At 68.1% G+C, this 11,703-nt stretch carries 12 protein-coding genes and 1 other RNA gene; 5 read left to right on the forward strand and 8 right to left on the reverse strand.

Annotated features, from left to right (window positions below; genetic code table 11):
- On the reverse strand, window positions 1-769 hold a 769-nt coding region (locus Q0632_RS14385), incomplete at its 3' end, for a methyltransferase domain-containing protein (RefSeq protein WP_298931289.1).
- On the opposite strand from Q0632_RS14385, the gene gloB reads away from it, so the two are divergent.
- The 3 genes from gloB to Q0632_RS14400 are packed head-to-tail and all read left to right on the forward strand — an operon-like array spanning window position 768 to window position 4,197.
- Complete coding sequence (gloB, locus tag Q0632_RS14390) at window positions 768-1,541, forward strand: hydroxyacylglutathione hydrolase (protein WP_298931292.1); 774 nt, start codon at window positions 768-770, stop codon at window positions 1,539-1,541. The genes Q0632_RS14385 and gloB overlap by 2 nt on opposite strands.
- Window positions 1,538-3,031, forward strand: coding sequence for a transglycosylase SLT domain-containing protein (locus tag Q0632_RS14395; protein ID WP_298931295.1), 1,494 nt, complete (start codon window positions 1,538-1,540; stop codon window positions 3,029-3,031). The genes gloB and Q0632_RS14395 overlap by 4 nt, the downstream gene beginning before the upstream one ends.
- 11 nt (window positions 3,032-3,042) lie before the next feature.
- Entirely contained in the window at window positions 3,043-4,197 is a 1,155-nt protein-coding gene (locus Q0632_RS14400; protein WP_298931299.1) for a YeeE/YedE family protein, read from the forward strand.
- A 34-nt stretch (window positions 4,198-4,231) separates the two neighbouring features.
- Here the strand turns inward: Q0632_RS14400 and Q0632_RS14405 are convergent, their stop codons facing one another.
- The 7 genes from Q0632_RS14405 to dnaX all read right to left on the reverse strand — a co-directional run bounded on the left by Q0632_RS14405 (window position 4,232) and on the right by dnaX (window position 10,346).
- Window positions 4,232-5,071, reverse strand: coding sequence for an ABC transporter permease (locus tag Q0632_RS14405; RefSeq protein WP_298931302.1), 840 nt, complete (start codon window positions 5,069-5,071; stop codon window positions 4,232-4,234).
- Between the two features lie 4 nt (window positions 5,072-5,075).
- A complete protein-coding gene (locus tag Q0632_RS14410; RefSeq protein ID WP_298931305.1) occupies window positions 5,076-5,891 on the reverse strand; it encodes an ABC transporter ATP-binding protein in 816 nt (271 codons plus the stop codon).
- A gap of 18 nt (window positions 5,892-5,909) precedes the next feature.
- Complete coding sequence (locus Q0632_RS14415) at window positions 5,910-6,956, reverse strand: ABC transporter substrate-binding protein (RefSeq protein ID WP_298931308.1); 1,047 nt, start codon at window positions 6,954-6,956, stop codon at window positions 5,910-5,912.
- A gap of 121 nt (window positions 6,957-7,077) precedes the next feature.
- The gene (locus tag Q0632_RS14420; protein ID WP_298931311.1) at window positions 7,078-7,491 is read right to left on the reverse strand and encodes an MAPEG family protein; all 414 of its coding nucleotides are present in this window, start codon (window positions 7,489-7,491) and stop codon (window positions 7,078-7,080) included.
- 38 nt (window positions 7,492-7,529) lie between these two features.
- Window positions 7,530-8,114 carry a recombination mediator RecR gene (recR, locus tag Q0632_RS14425; protein ID WP_298931314.1) on the reverse strand — a complete coding sequence of 195 codons (585 nt, stop codon included), beginning with the start codon at window positions 8,112-8,114 and terminating at the stop codon, window positions 7,530-7,532.
- A 2-nt stretch (window positions 8,115-8,116) separates the two neighbouring features.
- Window positions 8,117-8,449: a YbaB/EbfC family nucleoid-associated protein gene (locus Q0632_RS14430; protein ID WP_298931316.1), complete on the reverse strand. Its 333-nt coding sequence runs from the start codon at window positions 8,447-8,449 to the stop codon at window positions 8,117-8,119.
- A gap of 16 nt (window positions 8,450-8,465) precedes the next feature.
- A complete protein-coding gene (dnaX, locus tag Q0632_RS14435) occupies window positions 8,466-10,346 on the reverse strand; it encodes a DNA polymerase III subunit gamma/tau (RefSeq protein WP_298931319.1) in 1,881 nt (626 codons plus the stop codon).
- A 64-nt stretch (window positions 10,347-10,410) separates the two neighbouring features.
- On the opposite strand from dnaX, the gene ffs reads away from it, so the two are divergent.
- Together ffs and Q0632_RS14445 are read left to right on the forward strand one after the other, a co-directional pair.
- Window positions 10,411-10,507, forward strand: an RNA gene (gene ffs, locus Q0632_RS14440) — signal recognition particle sRNA small type.
- 114 nt (window positions 10,508-10,621) lie between these two features.
- Entirely contained in the window at window positions 10,622-11,320 is a 699-nt protein-coding gene (locus Q0632_RS14445; RefSeq protein WP_298931322.1) for a DUF6538 domain-containing protein, read from the forward strand.
- The last annotated feature ends 383 nt before the right edge of the window (window positions 11,321-11,703 follow it).

The following is an 11,703-nucleotide window of genomic DNA, read 5'->3' on the forward strand; positions in this document are numbered from 1 at the left end:
GCCAGGCCGATGGTGTGCCGCGGTTGGCCACCACGGCCGGCGCCGCGGCCCGCTTGGCCACCTTCTGGCGCCGGGCCAGGCCGACCAGGCGCATGCCGCGCACCCGCTTGACCGCGACCACGCAGTAGGCCGCGCCGAAGATCGGCCACCAGCGCGCGCCGGCGCTGTCCATCCAGTCGCTGCGGCCCAGCCATTTTTCGGTCGACAGGGCCGGCTTGTAGCAGCCGAAGCTGCTGCTTTCCACCTCGAAGCTGAGCAGCCGCAGCCAGTCGCGCAGCCGCCGGTAGCCGATGAAGTCGCCGGCGTCGGGCAGGAACAGCTTGCCCCAGCCCAGCCGCCGGTACAGGTGGGCGCGCCGCTGGCGCAGGCCCCAGAGGCTGGCGGGGTTCAGGCAGCAGATCACCACCCGGCCCTCGGGCACCAGGACGCGCTCGACCTCGCGCAGCGTGGCGTGCGGGTCGGTGTTGAGCTCCAGCGAGTGGGGCAGCACCACCAGGTCCAGGCTGTTGGCGGCGAACGGCAGGGCCGAGAAGTCCGTGACCAGATTGGGCGCGGCCTGGGCGCCGTCGTGCGGCTCGCGCACTGCCAGCCATTTGTGCGGCATGCGGTTGGTCCGCAGGGTGTCCAGCTCAGGCAGGCCCAGTTGCAGGGCGTGGTAGCCGAAGATGTCGCTGAGCGCGCGGTCCAATTGCGCCTGCTCCCAGGCCAGCAGGTACTGGCCAGGCGGCGTTTCGAACCACTCCCGCATTCCTATAATCTGGTCGCTCATGAAGTTACTTCCTCTGCCCGCCTTCCAGGACAACTACCTGTGGCTGCTGCACGACGGGCATCGGGCCCTGGTGGTGGACCCCGGCGACGCAAAACCGGTGCTTGGCTTTCTGCGGCAGGCGAACCTGCAACTGGAGGCGATTCTAGTCACGCACCACCACATGGACCACATCGGTGGCCTCGATGAAGTGCGTGAGGCCACGGGCGCCGCCGTCTACGGCCCGGCCCACGAGACCATCCCCGGCCCACTCACGCGGCTGCAGCAAGGCGACAGCGTCGAGGCCCTGGGCCTGCGCTTCCAGGTCCTGGACGTGCCCGGCCACACGGCCGGCCACATTGCTTTCTTTGCCCCTGACGTCGACGGCGCGCCCCTGCTGTTTTGCGGCGACACCCTGTTCTCGGGCGGCTGCGGGCGCCTGTTCGAGGGCACGCCGGCGCAGATGCTGGCCTCGCTCGACGCCCTGGCCGCCCTGCCCGGCGACAGCCGTGTGTGCTGCACCCACGAGTACACCTTGTCCAACCTGAAGTTCGCGCGTGCGGTCGAGCCCGGCAACGCCGAACTGGCCGCGTACCAGCAGCGCTGCGAGCAGCTGCGCGCCCAGGGCCAGCCCACCCTGCCCTCGAACATCGCGCTGGAGCGCGCCATCAACCCCTTCCTGCGCACCCGGCTACCCGCCGTGGCCCAGGCCGCCCATGCCTTCAACGGCGCCAGCACCCAGGACGAGGTGGCTGGCTTCGCCGCCATCCGCCAATGGAAAAACGAATTCAGATGACATCGACACGCCCGGCCGCCTCCTTCGCTGCTCTCGCCCTCCTCGCCGCCGTGCTGCTGGCCGGTTGCGCCATCCCCCCCACCACCCCCGACTCCGCCACGTCCGCCACCTCCACGGGCAGGCCGCAGGCAGCCGTCATTCCCGGCGGCCCGCTGCAGCCGATCACGGCGGCGCAGGCCGCCTCGCGCGGCGTCGCCCAGTTGCAGCCGCCGGCCGACCTGTGGGAGCGCATCCGCCGGGGCTTTGCCATGTCCAACCTGGACACCGACCTGGTGCGCCAGCAGGAGCAGTGGTACACCTCGCGGCCCGACTACATCCAGCGCATGACCGAGCGCTCGCGCAAGTACCTGTTCCATGTGGTGGAGGAACTAGAGCGCCGCGGCATGCCCACCGAGCTGGCCCTGCTGCCCTTCATCGAGAGCGCGTTCAACCCGCAGGCCGTCTCCAGCGCGCGGGCCGCCGGCATGTGGCAGTTCATGCCGGCCACCGGCCAGTACTTCGAGTTGAAGCAGAACGTCTTTCGCGACGACCGCCGCGACGTGCTGGCCTCGACCCGCGCGGCGCTGGACTACCTGCAAAAGCTGCACGGCATGTTCGGCGACTGGCAGCTGGCGCTGGCCGCCTACAACTGGGGCGAGGGCAACGTCGGCCGCGCCATCGCGCGCAACCAGAAGGCCGGCCTGGGCACGGGCTACCTGGACCTGAACATGCCCAACGAGACGCGCGCCTACGTGCCCAAGCTGCAGGCGGTCAAGAACATCGTGGCCAGCCCCGAGGCATTGCGCGCCGAGCTGCCGCTGATCGAGAACCATCCCTACTTCCAGAGCGTCACCGTCACCCGCGACATCGACGTGGAGCTGGCCGCCCGCCTGGCCGACGTCAAGCTCGACGACTTCAAGGCGCTCAACCCCTCGGCGCACCGGCCCATCATCCTGGCCGCCGGCACGCCGCAGATCCTGCTGCCCTGGGACAACGCCAAGGTCTTCCAGCGCAACTTCGAGGCCCACACCCAGGGCCAGTACGCCAGCTGGACGGCCTGGAGCGCGCCGGCCACCATGAGCGTGGCCGATGCCGCCAAGCGCGTGGGCATGAACGAGAACGACCTGCGCAACGTCAACAGCATCCCGCCGCGCATGCTGATCAAGGCGGGCTCGGTGCTGATCGTGCCGCGCACCGGCACCATGCAGAACGACGTGACCAGCCACGTGGCCGACAACGGCCAGCTGAGCCTGGCGCCCGAAATCGTCACCCGCCGCAGCACCGTCAAGGCCGGCAAGAACGACAGCGTTGCCAGCATCGCCCGGCGCCTGCGCCTGAATGTGGCCGAGGTCGCCAGCTGGAACAGCGTGGCCACCAATGCCTCCTTCAAGCTGGGCCAGCAGGTGGTGGTCTACCTGCCGGTCAAGGTCAGCGCGCCGCGCGCACCTGTCCCTGTACGCGCCACCCAGACCGTGCCCAAGCGTCCCGTGCAACCGGCCAAGCGCCGCTGAATCCCGCCCCCATGCAATTCCCTCTCGATCCCGCCGCCGCCAGCCAGACCGTCCTGTGGGGCGCGCTGCTGCTGGGCCTGTTGCTGGGCGCGCTAGCCCAGGCCAGCCGTTTCTGCGTGCGCGGCGCCATCGCTGACTGGGCCCTGTGGGGCCATCCGGGCCGGGCCGTCTCCTGGCTGCTGGCCGTGGCCACCGGCGCGCTCGGCGTGCAGTTGCTGGTCTCTCTGCAGCTGTTCGACGCAGCACGCGCCCTGCCCTGGAGTCCCAGCCTGCAATGGCTGTCCCATCTTGCCGGCGGCCTGGTCTTCGGCTACGGGATGGTCCTGGCGGCCGGCTGCCCGCAGCGCAACCTGGTCAAGGCCGGCTCTGGCAGCCTGCGTGCATTGGTGGTGCTGGTGGTGGCGGCCGTCACTGCTGCGATGACGCTGCGCGGCCTGCTGGCCCTGCCCCGCGTCAATCTGCTGGACGCCTGGACGCTGTCACTGGGCGGGTCGCAGGACCTGGGCGCCATCGCATCGCGCCTGAGCGGCCTGGGCGCGGCACCACTGCGCTGGCTGCTGGCCCTGGCGCTGGCCGCCGCCGCCCTGGCCTTGGCCTGGCGCCAGCGTGCGACCCTGAACCGCTGGCACTGGGCGGGCGGCATCGCCGTCGGCCTGCTGGTGCCCGCGGCCTACCTCCTGACCGGCTTCATCGGCTTTGTGCCCGAGCACCCGGAGACTCTGGAGCCGGCCTGGCTGGGCACGCAGTCGCGCCGGCCCGAGGGCCTGAGCTTTGCCGCGCCGCTGGCCCATGGCCTGGACCTGCTGACCCTGTGGTCCGACAAGTCCATGGCGCCGACCTTCGGCGTGCTGCTGGCCCTGGGCGTGTTGCTGGGCAGCTTCGCCAGCGCCAAGGCGCGCGGCGAATTCAAGCTGGAGTCCTTCCAGTCGCCGCGCGACATGGCGGCACACCTGGTGGGCGCGGTCCTCATGGGCTTTGGCGGCATCACCGCCGTGGGCTGCTCGATCGGCCAGGGCGTCACCGGACTGGCCATGCTGTCGGCCGGCGCCGTGCTGACGGTGGCGGGCATCATCGCCGGCGCCCTGCTGGCGCTGCGCAGCCGCATCGGCCATGCCGTCGCCAGCGCATCCCCCTTGAAGAATGAGGCTCTGACCCCCGCCAAATAAGGCGATGTTGCTACCAAAACAGTAGCAACAGGGCTCAGAGTTTTTCGGTCTCGCCGCTGCGCGGCTGCCACTTCATCAGCCGCTTCTCGATGCGCCCGACGATGCCGTCGAGCACCAGGGCAAAAGCGGTGAGCACCACGATGCCGGCAAAGACGGTGTTGACGTCGAAGGTGCCCTCGGCCTGCAGGATCAGGTAGCCCACGCCGCGCGCCGAGCCCAGGTACTCGCCGACGACGGCGCCGACGAAGGCCAGGCCGACCGACGTGTGCAGGCTGGAGAAGACCCAGCTGGTGGCGCTGGGCAGGTAGACCGTGCGCAGCAGCTGCTTGTGGTTGGCGCCCAGCATGCGGGCATTGGCCAGCACCACCGGGCTGACTTCCTTGACGCCCTGGTAGACGTTGAAGAAGACGATGAAGAACACCAGGGTGACGGCCAGCGCCACCTTGCTCCAGATGCCCAGGCCCAGCCACATGCTGAAGATCGGCGCCAGGATGACGCGCGGCATCGAGTTGGCGGCTTTGATATAGGGATCGAGGATGGCGCCGGCCGTGGGCGCCAGCGCCAGCCACAGGCCGAACACCAGGCCCAGCACCGTGCCGATGGCAAACGCCAGCACCGTCTCGAGCAGGGTGACGCCCAGGTGCGCATAGATGTCGGCGCGGCCCGGCAGGCCTTCGGGAAAGAAGCTGCTCTCGCCGAAGCCAAAGGGCATGAACCAGGACCAGATGCGGCCGGCCACCTTGAGCGGCTCGCCCAGGAAGAAGGCGTACTGCTGGTTCAGCGAGACCAGCTGCCACAGCGCCAGCATGGCAACGAGCACGCCCAGCTGCCACCAGCGCAGGTTGTTGTCGGTGGGTTTGAAGGAAGCAAGCATGATCTCAGGCCGCCTTCTTCAGTTGTTGCGCGTAGCCCTTGAGAACTTCGTCACGCAGCACGCCCCAGATCTGCGTGTGCAGTTCGACGAAGCGCGGGTCGTTGCGCACCTCGGCAACGTCGCGCGGGCGCGGCAGGTCGATGGCGAACTCGCCGATGGGATGGGTGGCCGGGCCGGCCGAGAGCACGACCACGCGGTCACTCATGGCAATGGCTTCGTCCAGATCATGGGTGATGAACAGCACGGCCTTCTTCTTGGCCGCCCACAGCGCCAGCACCTCGTTTTCCATCAGCTGGCGGGTCTGGATGTCCAGCGCGGAGAAGGGTTCGTCCATCAAGATGATGTCGGGGTCCAGCGCCAGCACCTGGGCCAGGGCCGCACGCTTGCGCATGCCGCCCGAGAGCTGGTGCGGGTAGCGGTCCTCGAAGCCGCCCAGGCCCACCCGCTCGAGCCAGCCCTGGGCCTGGGCCCGGGCTTCGGTGTCGGGAACGCCGCGGTACTGCAGGCCGACCATCACATTGGCTATGGTGCTGCGCCAGGGCATCAAGGCCTCGGTCTGGAACATGTAGCCGGCGCGGCGGTTGATGCCCACCAGCGGCTGGCCAAAGACCTTGACGCTGCCCGAAGAGGCTTCGAGCAGGCCGGCGCCGATGTTCAGCAGGGTGGACTTGCCGCAGCCCGTGGGTCCGACCACCGAGACGAACTCGCCGGCCGCGATGTGCAGCGTGGTGTCGGCCACCGCGGTGTAGCGCTGGCCGGGATCGTCCTTCGAGCGGAAGGTGACGCTGATGTCGGTGAATTCGAGCGCGTGGTCTGGCATGCCGCGAAGTGTACGGCCCTAAGCCTTGAACTTTTCCTTGGCGCGGCGCGCGAACTCATTGGTGTAGGTCTTGGCCAGATCGGTCTTGTCGGCCTTGACGCTGGGCTCGAAGCTGGCCAGCGCGCGCAGCGCGGTGCGCGTGCCCTCCTCGGGCATCATGCCGTCCAGCGAGATCGCCTCGCGCACCTTGTTGAAGGACGCCAGGTACAGGGCGCGGTCGCCCAGCAGATAGGTCTCGGGCACGGTCTTGATGATGTCGCTGGGGCCGGCCGTCTGCAGCCACTTGAGGCCATGCACGATGGCGTTGGCCAGGGCCTGGCAGGTGTTGGGGTTCTTCTGCACGAACTCGGAGTGCGCGTAGAAGCAGGCCGCCGGCATCGGGCCGCCGAACACCTCCTGCGTGCCCTTGAGCGTGCGCGTGTCGCTGATGATCTTGACGTCGCCCTTTTGCTCCAGCATGGTCATCACCGGATCGGTGTTGCTCATGGCGTCGATCTGGCCCGAGCGCAGCGCGGCCAGCGCGCCGGCGGCCGTGCCCACGCCGACGAAGCTCACATCGCTGGCCTTGATGCCGGCGCGCGAGAGCACCAGGTTGGCAACCATGTTGGTCGACGAGCCGGGCGCCGAGACGCCGATCTTCTTGCCCTTGAGGTCGGCCAGGTCCTTGTAGCCGGCCATGGTCTTGGTCGACACGCCCATCGCGATCTGCGGCGCCCGGCCCTGCAGCACGAAGGACCGGATCATCTGGTTCTTGCTCTGCATGTTGATGGTGTGCTCGTAAGCACCGCTGACCACGTCGGCCGAACCGCCCACCAGGGCCTGCAGCGCGCGCGCGCCACCGGCGAAATCGGAGATCTCCACATCCAGGCCCTCGGCCTTGAAGTAGCCCAACTGCTCGGAGATAGTCAGGGGAAGGTAGTAGAAAGCCGCCTTGCCGCCCACGGCGATGGAGACTTTGGTCTTTTCGAGCTTGCCCTGGGCACGCAGCATGGGCGCGGCGACGGCCGCGGCGGCAAAGGCGGCGACCGAGGTGAAAGTGCGGCGTGTGATGGTGTTGTACTGCATGGAAAATCCTCTCTTTTCTGGCTTGGCGGGAGGTTATCCGCAAGCGCAGAGCACCGCATCGGGAACATCCCGTGCGGGTTTTCACGTAAGGTCAAGCGGCAGTCAGCCGCGTTCGGGCACCCTAGCGGTAGCCGATGAACAGGATGCCGATGTTGGCCAGCAGCGCCAGCGACCAGATGGCCGAGCGCACCGTGGGCAGGCCGGCCACGTACATCGCGATGTAGATCACGCGCAGCGTCACGAACAGCACGGCCAGGATGTCCAGCCGGCCCTGCGGCGCATGCAGCTGGTGCGCAATGACCACCGCGCCGATGAAAAACGGCAAGGCCTCGAAGCTGTTGGCCTGGGCTGCGTTGGCACGTGCCACCCAGTCGCCCTGTTTGGCCAGCCAGGCACGCGGGTCGTTGTTGTCGAAACCGCCCTGCTTGCGCGGCTTGCCCATGCCGGTGGATTTGGCCAGCGCCGCGCAGGCGATGGGCAGCAGCGCGGCCAGCAGCACGCACCAGTAGGCGATGGTGAATCTCGTGTAGTCCATCAGGCTCTCCTCGTTTCGCGTCTTTCTGTTTGTATGTTTTACCTGCGGTCGACCATGGCATGGGCGATGGTGCCCAGGTCGACGTACTCCAGCTCGCTGCCGGCCGGCACTCCGCGCGCCAGCCGCGTGACCCGCACGCCGCGTGCCTTCAATGCCTCGCCGATCACATGGGCCGTGGCCTCGCCTTCGGCGGTGAAGTTGGTCGCCAGGATCACCTCTTGCACCGAGCCGTCGGTGGCCCGCTCGAACAACCGGTCCAGGCCGATGTCCTTGGGGCCGATGCCGTCGAGCGGGCTGAGCCTGCCCATCAGCACGAAGTACAGGCCGCGGAAGGCCCCCGTGCGCTCCACCGCGGCCTGGTCGGCCGGTGTCTCGACCACGCACAGCTTGCTCAGGTCGCGCTGCGGGTTGGCGCAGGTGTCGCAGACCTCGTTCTCGGTGAAGGTGTGGCAGCGCACGCAGTGGCGCATGCTGCCAGCCGCCTGCTGCAGGGCCTGGGCCAGCCGCTGCGCGCCCTCGCGGTCGTGCTGCAACAGGTGGTAGGCCATGCGCGAAGCCGACTTCACGCCCACACCAGGCAACCTGCGCAGGGCGTCGATCAGGGCATCGAGGGAATGCGACAAGGTTAAAAAGGAAACTTCATGCCGCCAGGAAGTCCTGGCATGCCCGCCGTGAGCTTGCCCATCTTTTCCTGCGAGGTCTCTTCGGCCTTGCGCACGGCGGCGTTGAAGGCTGCGGCCACCAGGTCTTCCAGCATGTCCTTGTCGTCGGCCAGCAGGCTGGGATCGATCTCGATGCGCTTGACATCGTGCTTGCAGGTCATGGTGACCTTGACCAGGCCGGCGCCGGACTCGCCGCTGACCTCGACGAAGGCGAGTTCGTCCTGCGCCTTCTTCAGGTTGTCCTGCATGGCCTGGGCCTGCTTCATGAGGCCGGCGAGCTGTCCTTTGTTGAACATGGGTATTCCTAGTGATTCAGTGGGTTGGCTTGATGCTTCCAGGCACGATTTTCGCGCCAAAGTCGCGCATCATTTCCTGCACGAAGGGATCGTTCAGGATGATTTCCTCGGCGGCGCGCAGCTTTTTCTCGGCAGCGGCGGCATTGCGGCGCGCCGGGCTGTCGCTGACGGCCCCGACCTCCACGCCCAGCTCGACCTCGTGGCCCGCGGCCTGCAGCGCGTTGCGCAGGCGCTCGCGGCTGGTCGGCTGGTTGAGCGACTCGCGCTCCACGCGCAGCAGCCAGTGACCGGTGTCACGGCCGACCAGCTGCGACTGCAGGGCCAGCTCGCGCACCAGGGCCGTGATGGCCTCGGCGGCGACCAGCTGCTGCACCGTCGCATGCCAGAAGTCGCCCTCGGGCGTGGCCACGAAGCTGGCGGCGGGCGGGCGGGCCGCCTCGCGCGGCGACTCGGCCTGCACCCGCACCGGCACGCCCACCACCTGGTGGCCGTTGGGGCCATCGGCACTGGCCGCACGCGGCACGGGCCGCGCCGCGGCGGGCGCAACCACCGGCAGCACCTGGCCGGGCGGCGCGCTGGCTGCGGGCACAGCCGTGCGGGCCGCCGCTGGCATCTGCAGGGGCGCCACAACAGGCGAGGACACGGGGGCAGGACGGGGCTGGGCCGCAAGCGGCAGCGCAGTCACGGCAGGCGCCGGAGCGGCCGGCCGCGCTTCAATCAGAGTTTTTTTTTCCGGCTGGTCGCCGGGCGCACCGCGTGGCTGATCGCCACCGCTGCGAGCCGGCACACCCGCAGCGTCGGCGGGCTTGAAGGCCAGCAGGCGCAGCAGCACCATGGTCAGGCCGGCGTACTCGTCGGGCGCCAGGCCCAGCTCGGCCCGGCCATGCAGGCACATGCTGTAGAGCAATTGGGTCTCGTCGGCCGGCATCAGCTGGGCCAGGCGCGCCATCTCGGCGACCTCCGCATCGCCGGCGTCGCCCTGCGAGGGCACGGCCTGCAGCACCGCCATGCGCTGCAGCACGGCGGCCATCTCTTCCAGCGTGGACGCCGCACTGATGCCGTTGAGGCGCAGCTCGTCCGAGATCTCGACCACCGACTTGCCGTCGCCACGCGCCAGCACATCGATCAGGCGGAACACGTGGCTGCGGTCGGCGCTGCCCAGCATGCGGCGCACACCCTCTTCGTCGAGCTTGCCGCTGCCGAAGGCGATGGCCTGGTCGGTCAGCGACAGCGCATCGCGCATGGAGCCGCGGGCGGCACGCGAGAGCAGGCGCAAGGCCGGGACTTCGGCCGGGATGGCCTCGGCCTGCAGCACGTGGACCAGGTGCTCCTGCACCGTCTCGGGCGCCATCGGCCGCAGGTTGAACTGCAGGCAACGCGACAGCACGGTGACCGGCACCTTCTGCGGGTCGGTCGTGGCCAGCACGAACTTGAGGTACTCGGGTGGCTCCTCCAGCGTCTTGAGCATGGCGTTGAAGGCGTGGCCGGTGAGCATGTGCACTTCGTCGATCATGAAGACCTTGAAGCGGCCCTGCACCGGCTTGTAGACCGCCTGCTCGAGCAGGCTCTGCACCTCGTCCACACCGCGGTTGGAGGCGGCGTCCAGCTCGGTGTAGTCGACGAAGCGGCCCGAATCGATGTCGGTGCAGGCCTGGCAGACGCCGCAGGGCGTGGCCGTGATGCCGCCCTGGCCGTCTTGGCCCTGGCAGTTGAGCGACTTGGCCAGGATGCGCGAGACCGTGGTCTTGCCCACGCCGCGCGTGCCGGTGAACAGGTAGGCGTGGTGCAGGCGCTGGCTGGTCAGCGCGTTGGTCAGGGCCTGTACCACATGCTCCTGGCCGACCATCTCAGAGAAGGTCTTGGGCCGGTATTTGCGGGCGAGCACGAGGTAGGACATTGGCAGCGATTCTAGATGGCCCCGCATCCCTTCCGGCCATGCGCTGTGCCCTACAATCGCATCTGACGGGCCTCCCCGCATGGTGAAGCGGCCAACCGGGTCAGGTGGGGAACCAAGCAGCCCTAACTGTGGAGCCAGTGCCGGGGGTAAGGCTCGTCAACTTCTTCCTAGAATCCCCAAGTGAATCAACAACTTGGGTGAAATCAAGGGCTTACGCCCACTCTCTGTATCACTTGCCTGTGTCACTTCGATCAACTTCAGACCGAGGAAAAGACATGGCATTGGATGGCCTCTTCAAGCGCAATGGGCGCTGGTCGCTTCGCATCATCATCCCCAAGGACGTCCGTGCGGTTTACGGCAAGGACCAGACGGTCGTAGCTCTCCGGACAGCGGACCGCAAAGCAGCCGTGGTCCGAGGCACCATAGAGCGGGCCCAGTGGCTGGCCGACTTTGAGCAGAAACGGCGGGAGCAAAACCTCACCCTAGTCGAGGCCGTCAGCCCAGAGCTTGGCGAGATGCTCGCCGAGATGGTCCGGGCACAGATACTCGCTACGGATGATGAGCTACGGGAGGATCAGGCGCTTTGGGACGATGTGGCCGCTGCGACAGGCGCTCGGCACTGCCGCTTAATGATTTCCACGAATGACCGCACAGCCCCTCGGGACAGCTTGGGTGGCCTTGATTCGGCTGAGGCTGAGTTGTTGGCGGACTTCAATGCCATCCTTGAAGGCCGTGCCGCAATGGCATTGGCGGGCCGAAACCTGAGTTCGGTTCTGCCGCTTGTTCAGGCACAGGCGAAACGGCTTGGGCTTGCTTTTGTTCCCACTGCCCTCCACCGTCATGACCTGGGCATTGCCCGTGTCGCTGGGCACCGCTGGCGCATCCTCGGTCTCGCTCGAAACTGCTTGCCGAAGAACACCTTCAAGGCGGGCGGAGGAAACGTAGTCGAAAAAATGGCCAACGAACAGGCGTAGCCGAGCATGAGCGCAACCGGATCGCGCAACGCATCTCAGACGCACTGGTCGCAAAGAAGGCACGCGGTCTGCCGGTGGGCAATGTGGCGAACCTGCAGCCACACAACGAGCAGCGCAGCACACGGGCGAAGGAGTTCGCGAGCGGCCTCTCCCTCACACTGAAGGCGTACCAAGCGGCAGGTATGACGCAGCGGGCGATGGTCGAGGCCCTGAACAAGCAGGGCACAAAGACTGCCCGTGGTGGCGAGTGGTCCCTGGTGCAGCTACAGCGGGTCTTGCAGCGCTTGGGCTGAGCGAGCCCCCCCTACCCCCACCCCCCCCCCCCCCCCCCCCGGCCCAACACCGCCGCGCGGGCGGGGCGCGCGGGGCGGGGGGGGGGGGGG

The sequence above is a fragment of the uncultured Ramlibacter sp. genome, from assembly GCF_936925435.1.
GTDB lineage: Bacteria > Pseudomonadota > Gammaproteobacteria > Burkholderiales > Burkholderiaceae_C > Ramlibacter.

Coding starts and splice junctions, on each gene's coding strand:
- Q0632_RS14405 (WP_298931302.1), bottom strand. CDS start 5,071: ATGCTTGCTTCCTTCAAACCCACCGACAACAACCTGCGCTGGTGGCAG.
- Q0632_RS14415 (WP_298931308.1), bottom strand. CDS start 6,956: ATGCAGTACAACACCATCACACGCCGCACTTTCACCTCGGTCGCCGCC.
- Q0632_RS14395 (WP_298931295.1), top strand. CDS start 1,538: ATGACATCGACACGCCCGGCCGCCTCCTTCGCTGCTCTCGCCCTCCTC.
- gloB (WP_298931292.1), top strand. CDS start 768: ATGAAGTTACTTCCTCTGCCCGCCTTCCAGGACAACTACCTGTGGCTG.
- Q0632_RS14445 (WP_298931322.1), top strand. CDS start 10,622: ATGGCATTGGATGGCCTCTTCAAGCGCAATGGGCGCTGGTCGCTTCGC.
- Q0632_RS14420 (WP_298931311.1), bottom strand. CDS start 7,491: ATGGACTACACGAGATTCACCATCGCCTACTGGTGCGTGCTGCTGGCC.
- dnaX (WP_298931319.1), bottom strand. CDS start 10,346: ATGTCCTACCTCGTGCTCGCCCGCAAATACCGGCCCAAGACCTTCTCT.
- Q0632_RS14410 (WP_298931305.1), bottom strand. CDS start 5,891: ATGCCAGACCACGCGCTCGAATTCACCGACATCAGCGTCACCTTCCGC.
- Q0632_RS14400 (WP_298931299.1), top strand. CDS start 3,043: ATGCAATTCCCTCTCGATCCCGCCGCCGCCAGCCAGACCGTCCTGTGG.
- Q0632_RS14430 (WP_298931316.1), bottom strand. CDS start 8,449: ATGTTCAACAAAGGACAGCTCGCCGGCCTCATGAAGCAGGCCCAGGCC.